Origin of the sequence: Candidatus Kuenenia sp. (genome assembly GCF_027493735.1) — a bacterium.
In the GTDB taxonomy this organism is placed as follows: domain Bacteria; phylum Planctomycetota; class Brocadiia; order Brocadiales; family Brocadiaceae; genus Kuenenia; species Kuenenia stuttgartiensis_A.
On the sequence record NZ_JAOSKF010000002.1, the window covers coordinates 1 to 15,319 of the forward strand.

Genomic DNA, 15,319 nt, shown 5'->3' on the forward strand with positions numbered 1-15,319 from the left:
AAGTATTTCAGGCATTGTAACGATGAACATGCACGCCCTTAACAACGAAGGCAGCGAAGGCAACACCATGATGACACGTATGGTTGAAATTGTGGATGCAACAGGCAAGAATCATACGGTAAACGCCGTCTCAGGCGACATGTTCAAGCATATTCAGGCAGAACATTTGTTTATGGAGGCAAAATTAATGCTAACCTTCCTTTATGCGAAGGCTGCGTAACATTTTCAATGCAAATAGGATTTATTGTGATGAAACATTTACGGAAAGATGTCATAACTTTAAATCAAGATACGGGCGCGAAGAAGGATAGCGAAGGATCCTTTTCTCTGAGGCAATCAAGACGTGCATCATTGACGATGCAGAAGGTATCTTAATTACCAGTGAAATAGGCGGAAAAAAACGGTCTATTTCCCGCAAGTCAGCCATTGAGTTTGGCTGGGTTGTGGGATGTCCTGATAACACACGGACAGAATCATACTTCCACGCCAAATATGTGCCTGAAGGCCGTGGAAAAGGCTCCGGCGCCGGAGAAAATCTTGGGCAGAATATCTTTCATCGCCCCGCATCTTCCGGCCAATATGCAGTAGTTGCAAATATAGACCTATACAAAGTTGGCCGGAATGATATTACCCTTGCTTATGTGGATGGTATTGATAGGCAGGCCAGGATAAAAGCCCTTTTGAAGAGTGTGCTCAATACCTTTATCAAACCAACCGGCGCGCACCGCAATACGCAACACCCGCATATCCTTGATTTCACTGGCATTATAGCCACATCTACAAGCACGTTGCCTGCCCCCGTTCTTAGCGGACTGAATTCAAATTATCGAGACGAGATAAAAAAGATTGCCGGTAATCTGAATAGGACCACAACCGGCGACCCGATAGCAGTTACACCATTTGACGGGCTTGGTGCATTTAGCGGGGTAATGGCAGATATAATATGCAAGGTTCAACCTTATGGAGGCTAACATGGTTGAGGAAAAATTAATTGACCGGGGAATAGGGAAATGGCTCATTCTAAGCTATTTACCGGTGAGCCTTTTTTCCCTTCGAATGACCCATGCTACAAGCAAGGGCGGAAAGACCCTTTTGATTCCAACTCCCTATGCTTTTAAGATGACCTTGATTGATGCTTGCTTTAGGGGCTTTGATGAAAATAATGCCGAAATCAAGGCACGGCAGGTATTTGATCTTATTAAAGGCTGCGAAATAAGATTTAGCCCACCGGCAGGTTGTATCGTGCAGAATACCTTTATAAAAATTCGTCAGGAAGAAAGGGATGCCCCGAAAGGCTTCTATGTTCCCACCATTGCTTATCGTGAGTTTTGCTTTTATACCGATGCTGAACTGAAAGTGGCGATAGGGATTAATGGTCTTTCAGGAGATGCAGTATCTTTGATAAGAAGGGTAGGTAGTCACATTAATTGCATAGGAAAGAGAGGCTCTTTCTGGCAATATATTAAGGATTCGATTTGCAAAGGTAATCTTCCCGAAGGATACACACTTCCACAGCCGGAGGAGCGATTGTTGACCGGTAAGTTTCAATGGGTTCAATACCTGGATGATTTTGGGGAAGTATTGTGTAAGGCCAAAGATGGTTTTGATCGTATAAGTACTTATGGCTCAGGGACAGTTAAGCTTGGTGAACATCGAATATTGGTAAAAACAGTTATTCCTTATAGTTTTGTCCAGAGCAGCAAACATTTCACACAATATAAGAAAATTGTTTGAGGGGTATTACAAATGAATTGGTACGTCTCACCGATGAGGAGGATTAAATGACAACGAACCAACGAATCTTCTCTATACAAAAGTTGAAGACGAGGGGTTTAGCCACGAATGGACACTAAGAAAAACGAATTTCACAAAACAGGGATGGACAGTATGAACATGATTAAAATATCCTGCTTATCCCGTGAATCCTGTCAAAAATAATTTTGAGACACTGAAATAGGAAGAAATATTGAACGAAGTATATTATGGTAGTACAATGTATATACATAATTTTACGTTAAGAAAATTCGAGGTTGCTATACAGTCACTAAGTCATCAGTATTTTCTTTGATGCCTGGTGTCTTAGTGGCATTAAAAATTTACAAAATGCTACATTTCAGGAGGTAATATGCTTAAAAATCTGGTCCCACACGGTAACAGCGCAGCATTAATTATTGATAAACCCATACTGGAAATCCTCAAGGTTGATATGAATACACCACTTGAAATCACCACTGACGGGAAAAATCTTATTATTTCTCCGGTTCATGACAAGGATAGAGATAAAAAGTTTAGAGCGGCTTTAGTGAAAATAAATAAAAAACACGAAAAAACACTTAAGAAGCTGGCTGAATGATGAAAGATATCCTTTTTCTGACCCTTGCCGAAGTCATTGATATACATAGCAATCAGATGAGATTGTATGGAGGATTGCCGGGGATAAGGGATATAAACCTCTTATCTTCAGCTATTGCAATGCCCCACGCATCTTTTCATGGTGAGTACTTGCATAACGATATTTGTGAAATGGCAGTGGCTTATGCATTTCACATCAGTAAAAACCATCCTTTTGTTGACGGTAATAAGCGAACCGCTCTGGTATCTGCGCTGGTTTTTCCCGAACTTAATGGAATCAGCATTTCAGATTCTCAGGGGAAACTCTACGATGCTATGCTGGACCTTTCAACGGGAAAGCTTAACAAAAGTGAGTTTGCCAGTATATTGAGAAAATTGAAAGAATGAATGGATATAAATAATGAACACTACAGAACAAACATCTATCCGCTTCACCGGCACCCAGATTAACTATTACTTCCTCTGCAGGAAGAAGCTCTGGTATTTTACCAAAAATATTGAAATGGAGCACAACAGCGATGCGGTCTACCTCGGTAAGCTGATCCACGAGACATCGTACGAACGGGAGAATAAGGAGATCGAGATTGACGGCACTATCAAGATTGATTTCATCGGGAAAGACAGGGTCATTCACGAGGTAAAGAAGTCGGACAAGGTGGAAGAGCCGCATATCTGGCAGTTGAAGTATTACCTCTGGTATCTGAAACAGAAGGGCGTAGAAGGCATTACGGGTAAAATTAATTATCCAAAGCTCAGAAAGACCCTGGACGTGTTTTTGGAACCGGGAGATGATGAGAAGATTCATGCAATAGTAAGCGAAATCAAAGTGCTTGTAGAAGCCGAATTACCTCCGCCGATACAAAGGATGAAGATGTGCAAGAATTGTAGTTATGGGGATATGTGCTGGGTGTAATAAAGAACAATCTACGCCGATTAAGCCGTTCAAACTGTTTAAACCGATATGGTTTTTCTGCTTGAACGGTTGAAACTGTTTGAACGGCTTAAACTATTTTTAAAACTATGAAACAGAACTATTACATCTTTAACAACGGCCGTTTGAAACGACAGGAAAATACCATCTTCTTTGAAAAGGAAGACGGTTCTAAGGCCGTAATACCCATTGAGAACACAGAAGCCCTCTATGCTTTCGGTGAGATTGACTTCAATACGAAACTCTTTAATTATCTTGCGCAGAAAGGCATACCGGTGCATGTATTCAACTACTATGGTTATTATTCCGGCAGCTATTATCCGCGGGAATACTTAAACTCCGGGCAACTCCTGGTGAAGCAGGTGAACCACTATACGAGCCGTCAGAAGAGAATTGTCCTGGCAAGGGCGTTTATCGAAGCAGCGAGTTTCAATATCCTGAAGAACCTGAGATATTATGGCAACAGGGGAAAAGGAGTGGATGAATATATCAGTACGATTGAAGGCTTCAGGTCACAGATCGAAAAAACAGAGGTCGTGGAGGAGTTGATGGGAATAGAAGGAAACATCCGAAATACGTATTACAAGGCGTGGCCCACCATTATTGACCAGGAGATAGCATTTGAACGCAGGGTAAAGCAGCCTCCGGACAATATGATTAATGCCTTGATCTCGTATCTAAACTCGATGGTCTATACGACATGTCTGGGTGAAATATACCATACGCAGTTAAATCCCCTGATCTCTTATCTCCATGAACCGGGTGAACGGAGGTTTTCCCTGAGTCTCGACATGGCGGAGGTTTTTAAGCCTATTTTCAGCGACAGAACCATATTTACCATACTTAACAGACATCAGATTACGGAGAAGGATTTTATGACAGATGTTAATTGCTGTTACCTTAATGAGAAGGGAAGAAAGACCGTTGTTAAAGAATATGATGAGAAACTGAAGACAATTATCAGCCATAAGAAACTTGAGAGGCAGGTCTCTTACCGGTATCTTATAAGACTGGAATGTTATAAATTGGTTAAACACCTGATTGGTGAGCAAGGGTATGAGGGATTTAAGATCTGGTGGTGAATTTTCATAACCGTTCGAACGGTTTAAGCGGTTTAAGCGGTTTAAGCGGTTTAAGCGGTTTAAGTGGTTTAAGCGGTTTAAGTGGTTTAAGCGGTTTAAACGGTTTAAACGGTTTAAGCGGTTTAAACGGCTTTAACCGGCTTGAACGGTTTCATCTGTTTGAACGGAGAGATTAACAATGTACGTTGTTGTTGTGTACGATGTGGACCAGAAACGATGCACGAAGATGCTAAAGCTTTGCAGGGGTTACCTCCATCATATACAAAATTCTGTGTTTGAGGGAGAAATTACCGAAGCCAGACTGGAAGAATTGAAGATAAAGGCAAAGAAGATCATGAACGAGGAGGATAAGGACTCACTCATTGTATTCAAATCAAGAAATGAAAAATGGCTGGATAAAGAGATTGTTGGATTTGACAAAAGACCGGTTGATAATATATTATGACTATTAGGTTTGCTTTGACTGTTGGAATACAATGATACGACAAAAGTATTTCATTGTTTGGATAAGTAAGTGTTTCGTGATGGCTAAATATTATAAAAAAACCTGTCGACCTTAGGGTAAATACCTGTTCGTACGTCTCTGCAGGTCTATTTAGATACATTGAAATGAAGGTTATCCCGTCATGAGATGACAGTTTAAGTACTACATGTCGACCTGCCGGGTTTTTTACATAATGAGAGGTAGACGAGCAAAATGGCCATTTTTCATACGAAAAAAAGTCATAAGTCTCTGTATTATTTGTACCCACAAAACTGGTCTCATTGCACCTATAAGGAATTGAAACACGATCCGTGATAAATGCCCTACACCCGATTCTCGAATGTCTCATTGCACCTATAAGGAATTGAAACTCAGTTCGGAACGCTGCAAGTTTAGTTGTCCACGTTGTCTCATTGCACCTATAAGGAATTGAAACTCTTTTCGTTTCCGCTCAAACCAAGCCGCCCCACGTCTCATTGCACCTATAAGGAATTGAAACCGGGAGTAGGGTTATATCTATTCATCGCAGATGGCGGTCTCATTGCACCTATAAGGAATTGAAACCCAGTAGACAAAGGCAAATTACTTGTTATATCCTCGTCTCATTGCACCTATAAGGAATTGAAACAAATCCTATTCCTGCCTGTATTGCTATCGCAGCCGCGTCTCATTGCACCTATAAGGAATTGAAACTTGTTATAAAGTGTTATATCAGTGTTATTGTTTTGTCTCATTGCACCTATAAGGAATTGAAACGTTAAAAAAATCAGAATGGCGCAGGTTCTAAAACGCGTCTCATTGCACCTATAAGGAATTGAAACCGAATTAAGCCGAGTGTAACTTCACGGACTGCATCCCGTCTCATTGCACCTATAAGGAATTGAAACTTGAATGGCTGGGGCTGGTAATTACATCGCGATGTGTCTCATTGCACCTATAAGGAATTGAAACTACTTCAAGAAGGTTAAAACTATGAATATTCCACGTGTCTCATTGCACCTATAAGGAATTGAAACTAGCCAACTTCTGTCGCATTCTGTTCTAATTCAACGTCTCATTGCACCTATAAGGAATTGAAACTTATTCCCTGCCTTGACAGTCCTCTTGTTATCATGTCTCATTGCACCTATAAGGAATTGAAACTAGGTAAAAACTTGTGTGTTGTCCACAGCCAAACAGTCTCATTGCACCTATAAGGAATTGAAACCCGCCAAAGCCGAAGCAGAACGGCAGAAATTGCTCGAGTCTCATTGCACCTATAAGGAATTGAAACCGTTTTTGGGCGGTTTACGAACATTAAGGAGGCGAAGTCTCATTGCACCTATAAGGAATTGAAACTGAATATGCGCGGATAAGGGAGACATTAGAACGCGTCTCATTGCACCTATAAGGAATTGAAACATTATGAGACTATTGCGGATGCAAAAAAACAGACGACGTCTCATTGCACCTATAAGGAATTGAAACTTGTGTTATCGTTTCGGCCTGCTTACGCGCAATAGTGGTCTCATTGCACCTATAAGGAATTGAAACTGTGTTATAACATTGATATAACACTGTTACAAAGTGGTCTCATTGCACCTATAAGGAATTGAAACTTGCCTCCCTACTGCATACGCACTATACCTGCTTGGTCTCATTGCACCTATAAGGAATTGAAACACTTTTCTAGTATAGTTGTGCCATCTGTACGCATGCGTCTCATTGCACCTATAAGGAATTGAAACTTTTACCTCACAGAAGCTGTAAAAATTTCTTCGAGTCTCATTGCACCTATAAGGAATTGAAACAAAATACACTAATCTTTTTTTTTTGTCAATGTGAATAGTCTCATTGCACCTATAAGGAATTGAAACAAAAAACTACCCATACCGCCATACGTTTTGGGCGCAGTCTCATTGCACCTATAAGGAATTGAAACGATTTTGTGTTCAAAATACTTCCACCTTTGTTCAGGTCTCATTGCACCTATAAGGAATTGAAACCAATAAAGCGAGGCGATATAGATCAGATGTCGTTCGTCTCATTGCACCTATAAGGAATTGAAACATATATATCTCCTGTAATGCCGGTAATTGATTGCGTGTCTCATTGCACCTATAAGGAATTGAAACAACAGATGCCCTTCGCTTGTTGTCGGCGTTCCGGTAGTCTCATTGCACCTATAAGGAATTGAAACAGCTATGGAGTATCAGTAAAGCCTGATGATCTGCGGCGTCTCATTGCACCTATAAGGAATTGAAACCTGTGATAGTAAACAGCCTTACCGTCTTTTGCGGCGTCTCATTGCACCTATAAGGAATTGAAACAAATTTTAGGAGGTAAAATAAAATGTTGGAATTAGGGGTCTCATTGCACCTATAAGGAATTGAAACTTGTCTGGTGGCGGTGATGCTGCTAGTTATACTGATGTCTCATTGCACCTATAAGGAATTGAAACGGTCTATAAGTAAAAATAGCCCCCGTATTACCGGTCTCATTGCACCTATAAGGAATTGAAACCCCTTTTAATTTCATCCATACTTACGAAATGTTCATCGTCTCATTGCACCTATAAGGAATTGAAACGTACTTGCTACAGGCAATTTAATAAAATCTGTTTCAAGTCTCATTGCACCTATAAGGAATTGAAACGAAATCCATACGCACGGGGGAATTCCAGTAATAAGTCGTCTCATTGCACCTATAAGGAATTGAAACTAGTTATGCTCAATACACTGTTCCCCGCCTTCGTCGTCTCATTGCACCTATAAGGAATTGAAACGTCGGTATCAACGCCCTTGACATGGGGACAATTTCGACGTCTCATTGCACCTATAAGGAATTGAAACGATCAAAAAGTTGATGTGTCGGTCGCGCTTAAACTCCGTCTCATTGCACCTATAAGGAATTGAAACGAAAAATAAGCCGGCTTAGAGCCTGAGTCTCTTTGCGTCTCATTGCACCTATAAGGAATTGAAACTTTAAAAACCATTCTAAATCTTGTTTCCCAGAAATGTCTCATTGCACCTATAAGGAATTGAAACCACAACACATTGTGTTCTAGGCACTGCCGCAATGAAAGTGTCTCATTGCACCTATAAGGAATTGAAACCACATACACGGGATTCAAAGTGTTCGTGATACGAGCCGCAATCGTCTCATTGCACCTATAAGGAATTGAAACTAACATCAATACAGTAATCTAAACGAGAAATATTCCCGTCTCATTATTGAAACATGGATGTCAAGAATAAGGGAAAAAACTAATGTCGCGTCTCATTGAACCAGTTGTTTAAGATGTCTATTTTCTCAACTTGACGGTGCCGCTATGTCTATAAACGTAATAATGGCAACGGCTGTAGTGCGCCAGAGTTCCTGTCCTGTGTTTTAATAATACCATTTATAGCCGTTGCCAACATTTTTTCCCCCTTTTTGTTGAAGGGTATGGTGCGGTAAAATGCAAAATTGTGTATTATGCATATGGTATTGTTTTATTTTCGTTTCAAACCAAAAGTTCATCACAAACAAAGCGAAACTGAATTATCAAAAGAGGCAAAAACGAGAATGCCTTGAAAAGCCTGAATGCGCTGTTAGAATAAAGATGTTTCGTAAGTATTTAAAAAATCTTAAGACACATTAAAAACCTTGAAAATAAATACGCACTATTTACAAATAATTGCCAAAATCCTTACTGAAAAGCTGAGGCGCTGGAAGAATTATTTACCGGTAATAAACCTCATATTGCTTGTCAGCTTTTTAGGCATGGTTGGCATAAGTGTGCTTTTGGTATATAAACCTCCTGAGGATACGATAAAAAGGAGTGATTTTATTGAAAAGGCTCCCGACAATAAAAAACAACTGACGTTTCTCGACAAGGATAAAAAAACGATTGATGATTATGAAACGCTATTGTCGAATAATCCATTTTCTCAGGACCGCAGTGATTGGAGGCCCTCAGAAAAAAAAATCAAAACCGCAACCGCAAAGAGAGATCCCTTGCCTAAAAAAGAAGAACCCATACCGAAAGTTGAAGAACAAAAACCAAAAGGCAACCCAAAACCGATTAAGCTGTTTGGTATTTTAATACTCGGTGATGTGAAAAAGGCACTGATACTCAATCCTGATCGTGAAAAAAATAAAAGTGCTTATATTTTTATAGAAGAAGGGGAGTCGATTGTTGACTACAAGGTAAAGAATATTGAGAAAGACAGGATTAAGCTCGATTGGTATGGACAGGAGCATGTTGTTGTCATGAGGGCAAACATTAGAAAATAAATAAAAATTTAGTTTTTTGAAAAATTCCAATAATAGAGATGCTTGCTGCATAGTGTAGGGGCGAAGCATTTGTTATAAATTGTCATAAATGCGTTCATACCTAAACTGGCAAATGTTTCGCCCCTACTTTTTAAAAAAACTAAATTGTTATGAAAATAAATAGTGATGAGTACATTCAGATATAAATTATTAACCAGCTCCAGCAATATAGTAGAAGGCGAAAAAGAGGCCGAAAACAAAACAAGCTTAATAAGCGACCTCCGTAAGTCAGGGCATATTATTTTAAATATACATCAGATAAACAAGGGAAAAAAATTTGAATTATTTTTTAAACGGGTAAGTAAAAAGGCTGTTTTACCGTTTACGCAGGAATTGGCAACGCTGCTTGAAGGCGGCATTCCAATTGATAAAAGCCTGTCTATTTTGTTGTCGGGACAGGGAAAAAATGCAATGAAGAGTGTTATTGAAGATTTGTTGAATGGGATTAAGTCGGGAAAGTCATTCACAGAGGCGCTCAAAAATCATGAAAAATTATTTTCCAGTATTTACATCAGCATGGTGCGTGCGGGAGAAGAAGGGGGCGTCTTGCCGCAGGTTTTGAAAAGATTGGGTGATTTTCAGGAAAAATTGCAGAAAACAAAAGGTGAAATTATCTCGGCAATGATTTACCCTTTGTTGTTAAGCAGTACAGGTCTCTTGTCGATTGGGGCTCTCATTGTTTATGTTATCCCTAAATTTTCTCAAATCTTCGAAGGGATGGGCATTTCACTGCCATTCTCAACAATGGTACTTATGGGAATGAGCCAATATGGTATAAAATATGGCTGGATTTTTATTGCGGTGATTATGGCGTTATTTTTCATATATAAAAGGGCGATGAAGGATAATACTACTGCTGCCAAAATAGATCAGAAAAAATTGAAATTGCCTCTCATGGGAAATCTGTTATGGAAAATGCAGATATCCAGGTTCGCGAGAACGATGGGTACATTGTTAGAAAACGGTGTTCCGTTGCTGAAGTCTTTAGATATTGTCAAAGATGTTTTGTCAAATAAGCATCTTTCTGAGATACTCGTCGGTGTTAAGACAAATGTAAAAGAAGGCGCAGGTATTACCGTTTCACTTGCGGAGAGAGGTTTTCTGCCGGAAATTGCAATCCATTTGCTCAAGGTAGGTGAAGAAACAGGGAAACTGGACCGGATGCTTCTTAAGGTTGCGGACAATTTTGATGCGGATGTAGAAGGCCGGATGAAACGTCTCGTGACGATGGTGGAGCCTGTGCTTATATTGCTCATGGGGGCAGTCATTGGTGTTATTGTTATCTCTATGCTTACCGCAATTCTTAGTGTAAATGATATGAAGTTCTAAGGTACCTTCTCAATAAGTTGCGGTAAACAACTCCCTTGCTCCCTTTATTAATGTGGAATACTGTACTTCCCGGTCCACAATCTGTAATCTGCAATCTGCCGACTGCCAAGTGCTACGGTATAATAAAAAATTCCAAGTCTCTTAACCCTCTCTGTGAATGGTTATAATGAAAGAATGCTTCCTGTCGATAATAATCCCCGCTTATAATGAAGAGGATAGAATCTTACCTACCCTGGAAAGTGTTTGTGCCTTCCTTTCTAAACAGGAGTATCATTCTGAACTTATTGTGGTGGATGATGGTTCTGTTGATAATACCATAAAAAAGATAAACGAATTTTCACATGCAAACAAGAGTGGCATAATCCTTTTGAAAAATAAGAAAAACAAGGGTAAAGGTTATTCTGTAAAAAGGGGTATGCTGGCGGCAAATGGCGAGTATGTTTTTTTTACCGATGCCGATCTCTCTACGCCAATAGAAGAGATTGATAAATGTTTGCCCTATCTTAAAACAGAAGGCTATGATGTGATTATCGGGTCGAGAAGCATTTTTGGAGCGGATATAATAATACATCAGCCATGGTACAGGGAAAAGATGGGCAAAATCTTTAATTGTATTATCCGGTGGCTATTAATGGGGGGGGTGGTAGATACGCAATGCGGATTTAAGGGGTTTAAAAGAGACGCAGTGAGAAAGGTCTTTGAAAAGTGCAGAATAACCGGGTTTGCATTTGATGTTGAGGCGCTCTATCTTTCCAACAAATTTCATTTTAAGATGAAAGAAATACCGATCAAATGGCGGAATTCCACGCTAAGCAAGGTAAGTCCTGTAAGGCATTCATTGCAAATGCTTAAGGATATTATAGTGATAAAAATAAATGATTTGAAAGGCTATTACGGCTAGTCTGCAACACTTTGTATTTTTGAAAAGGTAGAGGCGAAGCATTTGCCCGTTTGGGCGTGAACGCCTTTATGACAATTTACGGCAAATGCTTCGTCCCTACCTTGCGATTATTGAAATTTTTTAAAAATACAAAGTGTTACGCTAATCCGGTTTTTTGTGAAAGAATATATCGCCTGGAATCAACGTTTCTTGCCCGCCAGGCGGTTTCCATAATAACGCCATAATGGCCCCGCCTCCAATATCAAAATATTGAATCCTGATAGCATGATACCCTTCTTCGAGGAACGTCGTTCCCGAAATATACCGCACTGCATGCGGCTCTCCATTATCTACCACAAGGTTTTCATCAAGGTAGACAAAAGACCCGTCGTCTGACCTTGTGGCAAATTGATAAACCCCGCTTTTTTGAATATGCAGATAGCCTTCCCATGCTATTCCAAAAGGAGACCGGTAGGGTTTTTTGGTCTCATCATTATACGTGAAAGAAATAGAGTCTTTTTCAATGGACGAGGAAAAAGGTTTTCCAATGCATTCAATGTTATAGTAGTACAGAGCCTTTAATCCCGGATCAAGCTCCTCTGCGGAGACGTTCAAAGGCAATCGCGTAGATGTTTCTCTCCCGGTTTCATGAGCAAAGGCACTATCATACAATCCTTGTTGTATGTAGGCGGTGATCCATACGCCCGGACGTAAAACAAACCGTTCGTTTTTGTAATTTCCCTTTAGTTTTCCCTTTAAATCACTCTCTCCCTTTTTATCCGCTAAAATAACGGGTGCGTTGGGATTATCTATCACTTTTCCCCAGAAATTTGCGTGTTTGTACTCCCTGAGATACCAGGGTAGCGGCCAGTAATCCTTTGAAACGATGTTTATCTCCATGTCCTTCCCGCATATGCCTGAAAGCGTTTCTAACCGGTCTATTAAATTATAAACATCTCTTTTTGTCTGAACATACACAAGCTCGTATCGCTCATCATCATAATTTACAAAGTTTAGCATGATAGATTGATAGCAGAAGAAACAAAAAACACCGGTGTATAGCGCGAAGAAAATTGCGTAATGCCATTTGCGTGTGATAATTTTAAATAATCCATTTATAAAAATGCCGGATAAGATTGCAATCGGAAGGGTAAGATTTATGATCAACCAGGGAGTTTTGTATGGTATGCATGAGTAAATGACATAGATAAGTACCGCCCATACGGAGGTAAAAATGGCGAATCTGTTTCTGTATCTGAATGAATAGTACATCCCGGCAATTCCCATAACCAGCATGGGAAGCTCAAATTTATAGAGTAATTTAAAATAATAAAAGAAGGGTTTTGCATGGCCGCCTGCCGAATGAGTGCCGGTTTTTGTCCATATCTTTAACGTAGTCAAAATGCCTTTTACGCCGTCGTAGTAAGTGAAAAACGATGAATAAAATAAAAAATTAATGAACAGAAACAGGCCGATGCAGATACAGATTACGCGCCATTTTTGTCTGCAGGTATTCGCAAAAACACTAAAAATATGTTTTATACATTTGATTCTCGTACCTCGGTGAAAAAGCAATACTTCATAACCATATGCGCAGACTAATGATATGATAAATACGGTAAATGTGATTATGTAGGTTTCTTTTATGGTAATGATAAAAGCGATGCTTGATGCGGCGAAATAGATATATCTGGATTTTCTTGTTTCCGAATAGAGAAAGAATGAGACGACAGTTGTCAGTGTAAAAAATATAAAATATGTTTCGTGGATAGTATCTCTCGAGAAAAAAGAATTAGAGGGAGAGATGGCAATGAGTAACCCGGCAGTGAGCAGGCCAATGTTCCCCATTCTTTTTCGTAAAGGATAAAGTGAGGCCACAACCATAATCCCAAATAAAACTGGCATAAGCCGGAACGAGAAATCTGTTTGGCCTAATACATAAAAAGGGATCAGCCCAATGTAGTAGAGGAAAGGGCCATGATAGTTTGCTGGGTCGTAACGATATTGATTCCTCTCAAACAGATTCCGCAGGAAAAAACTATTCACTCCTTCGTCGGAATGTAGCGGACGAATATCCAAATCCCAAAAACGGAAGAGCGATGCGATAACGACAGGCACAAAAAAAGCAATGAGTAATGGTATGGTTTGTTTTTTCATGGATGTTTTATAGTAATTTAAAGAAACGATCTACCAAATTATAGCTGATAGCTGATTGCTGATAGCTGATAGCTGATAGCTGATTGCTGATAGCTGATTGCTGCCATGAGCTATGAGCCATGAGCCATGAGCCATGAGCCATGAACCATGAGATAAGGGAGAGCATGACATGACCAGAGCCAGAACCATGAGCCATAAGCAGAGCAAAGCCAGAATGAGATGAACCATGAGCCATGAACCATGAGCCATAAGCCATGAGCCATGAGCCATGAGCCATTAGCTAATTTATAAACAATTGTTACATTTCGTTCGCTTCGGATGATTCATTTTCATGAACTGAAAATCTTTCTACAGGTATTTTTACCACACTGCCGTCAGAATTCTTCCACAACAGTCTGAACACCGCTCCGCCTTTTTCATCGAAATACTTAATCTTAATTTTGTGTTTGCCTTTTTCGAGAAAAACAGAGCCGGATTTTTCCCGTACCATATGGGAACCGCCGTTGTCAATTATCAATGCATCGTTAATGTAAAGCCATGAGCCGTCATCTGAGAATAACACGAATGTATAAGTATCAGCAGTATCGATATCAATAAACCCTTCCCAGATAATACCAAATGGGCTGTTAAAAACCTTTACACTATTATTCGGCCAATCAAATTCAATTTCAGTGTCAATATCTTCGTAAATGGGTTCGCCGTGCCACTCTATAGTATCATAGTATTTAACTGACAGCCCATTTTGCCGGTTTTTTAGGGTGTTCAAAGGCTTTTGGGGAAGTAAAGCCCGTGCGGGGATAACGGATTCCCTCCCCCTGGAGAGAGGTTTCCATGTAAGTTTTAAAACCGCCCCGCCTCCTTTATCAAAATATTTTATGACCATTTTGTGGACGCCTTTTTTCAGTGTAATAGTTTCGGATTTTGATTGCACCCTATGGACGCCACCATTGTCAATAAGGAGATTTTCATTTATATAAAGCCATGAACCGTCGTCCGATGCCAATGTAAAGGTATATTGACCGGTATTTTTAATGATAATGTATCCTTCGTATACAATGCTAAAGGGGCTTGGCACAAATTTATCATCATCATTTGCCCAGTTGAAATTGATATCAGCAGTAATTTCTTCAAAAACAGGGGCGCCTCTCCAATCTTCGTTGTCATAATATCGCACCGACAAACCGTTTTTTTTGGCTGCTATATCAGAAGTAAGATCAGGGGTGATTTTCTTGTTAAGATCAAACACCTGATAGCTTCGTGTACTGATAATACAGGTATAATTCTTTTTGAAAAAATCCTTGTTTGCATATTTTCTTTTTTCATGATGACCAATAATCGCATAATCGGTTTTGTATTTGTTAATAAGTGAAATGGCATTGGGTTTTCCCCTCAACATTGCATTAATATCGACTTCCCGTTCCCTGCCACCGCTGTGTCCATGACTCCAAACATGGCCCGGAAACCCCATAAGGGACTTTCGTCCAGTTAAAAATACCGGGTGGTTATGCACCGTTGCGTTGAGAAAAATTGCGTCGGCAGGAGTTTCATTGACAATCTGTTTGGCAAGTTCTATTTCTTCCGTGCTGAATTCCTTCCAGCCATTTATAGGGGCTATGGCAAATTTAAAAACATCGATAAAACCGGCGGCAATGAGGGAAAACGCGGAAAGGAAAAAAACGGTTCTTGAAAGGATCTTCAAACGTTTGTTTTCATAGAGATACGTCAATGCTAGCGCCGCCAAAGGGGTAACACCAAGGTACCAGTAAATAAGCATTTTTATATTGTCCCATGCCCACGGGGCAAATAGG

General features: G+C 39.9%; 15 protein-coding genes and 1 CRISPR repeat array. Of the genes, 12 read left to right on the top strand and 3 right to left on the bottom strand.

Annotated elements, in window-relative coordinates; translation table 11 throughout:
- From M5U24_RS01775 to M5U24_RS01830, 12 genes are all read left to right on the top strand, one after another.
- On the top strand, positions 1–220 hold a 220-nt coding region (locus M5U24_RS01775), incomplete at its 5' end, for a hypothetical protein (protein WP_298201394.1).
- A 115-nt stretch (positions 221–335) separates the two neighbouring features.
- Complete coding sequence (locus M5U24_RS01780) at positions 336–971, top strand: hypothetical protein (protein WP_298201456.1); 636 nt, start codon at positions 336–338, stop codon at positions 969–971.
- Position 972: 1 nt separating this feature from the next.
- A complete protein-coding gene (locus M5U24_RS01785; protein WP_157820324.1) occupies positions 973–1,734 on the top strand; it encodes a hypothetical protein in 762 nt (253 codons plus the stop codon).
- A 391-nt stretch (positions 1,735–2,125) separates the two neighbouring features.
- Positions 2,126–2,353: an AbrB family transcriptional regulator gene (locus tag M5U24_RS01790; protein ID WP_099323892.1), complete on the top strand. Its 228-nt coding sequence runs from the start codon at positions 2,126–2,128 to the stop codon at positions 2,351–2,353.
- Positions 2,350–2,739: a type II toxin-antitoxin system death-on-curing family toxin gene (locus M5U24_RS01795; RefSeq protein WP_197705310.1), complete on the top strand. Its 390-nt coding sequence runs from the start codon at positions 2,350–2,352 to the stop codon at positions 2,737–2,739. The genes M5U24_RS01790 and M5U24_RS01795 overlap by 4 nt, the downstream gene beginning before the upstream one ends.
- A gap of 13 nt (positions 2,740–2,752) precedes the next feature.
- On the top strand, positions 2,753–3,265 hold the full coding sequence (gene cas4 / locus M5U24_RS01800) for a CRISPR-associated protein Cas4 (RefSeq protein WP_169702847.1): 513 nt from the start codon (positions 2,753–2,755) through the stop codon (positions 3,263–3,265).
- A 107-nt stretch (positions 3,266–3,372) separates the two neighbouring features.
- Positions 3,373–4,365 (top strand): type I-B CRISPR-associated endonuclease Cas1b, encoded by a 993-nt coding sequence (gene cas1b / locus M5U24_RS01805; protein ID WP_099323891.1) that lies wholly within the window; start codon positions 3,373–3,375, stop codon positions 4,363–4,365.
- Positions 4,359–4,541, top strand: a complete 183-nt coding sequence (locus M5U24_RS01810; protein WP_157820323.1) for a hypothetical protein — start codon at positions 4,359–4,361, stop codon at positions 4,539–4,541. Before cas1b ends, M5U24_RS01810 begins: the two co-directional genes overlap by 7 nt.
- A gap of 2 nt (positions 4,542–4,543) precedes the next feature.
- Positions 4,544–4,810 carry a CRISPR-associated endonuclease Cas2 gene (cas2, locus tag M5U24_RS01815; protein ID WP_099323890.1) on the top strand — a complete coding sequence of 89 codons (267 nt, stop codon included), beginning with the start codon at positions 4,544–4,546 and terminating at the stop codon, positions 4,808–4,810.
- Positions 4,811–5,124: 314 nt separating this feature from the next.
- A CRISPR array of direct repeats spans positions 5,125–8,015; the repeat unit is 29 nt; unit sequence GTCTCATTGCACCTATAAGGAATTGAAAC.
- Between the two features lie 461 nt (positions 8,016–8,476).
- Entirely contained in the window at positions 8,477–9,106 is a 630-nt protein-coding gene (locus tag M5U24_RS01820) for a hypothetical protein (RefSeq protein ID WP_099323886.1), read from the top strand.
- A 165-nt stretch (positions 9,107–9,271) separates the two neighbouring features.
- Positions 9,272–10,474 (top strand): type II secretion system F family protein, encoded by a 1,203-nt coding sequence (locus M5U24_RS01825; RefSeq protein ID WP_099323885.1) that lies wholly within the window; start codon positions 9,272–9,274, stop codon positions 10,472–10,474.
- Positions 10,475–10,640: 166 nt separating this feature from the next.
- Complete coding sequence (locus tag M5U24_RS01830) at positions 10,641–11,375, top strand: dolichyl-phosphate beta-glucosyltransferase (protein ID WP_157820322.1); 735 nt, start codon at positions 10,641–10,643, stop codon at positions 11,373–11,375.
- A gap of 141 nt (positions 11,376–11,516) precedes the next feature.
- Here the strand turns inward: M5U24_RS01830 and M5U24_RS01835 are convergent, their stop codons facing one another.
- The 3 genes from M5U24_RS01835 to M5U24_RS01845 are packed head-to-tail and all read right to left on the bottom strand — an operon-like array spanning position 11,517 to position 15,285.
- A complete protein-coding gene (locus tag M5U24_RS01835) occupies positions 11,517–13,511 on the bottom strand; it encodes a flippase activity-associated protein Agl23 (protein ID WP_099323883.1) in 1,995 nt (664 codons plus the stop codon).
- 7 nt (positions 13,512–13,518) lie between these two features.
- Positions 13,519–13,767, bottom strand: a complete 249-nt coding sequence (locus tag M5U24_RS01840) for a hypothetical protein (protein ID WP_298201397.1) — start codon at positions 13,765–13,767, stop codon at positions 13,519–13,521.
- Between the two features lie 42 nt (positions 13,768–13,809).
- A complete protein-coding gene (locus M5U24_RS01845; RefSeq protein WP_298201399.1) occupies positions 13,810–15,285 on the bottom strand; it encodes a PA14 domain-containing protein in 1,476 nt (491 codons plus the stop codon).
- Between the last annotated feature and the right edge of the window lie 34 nt (positions 15,286–15,319).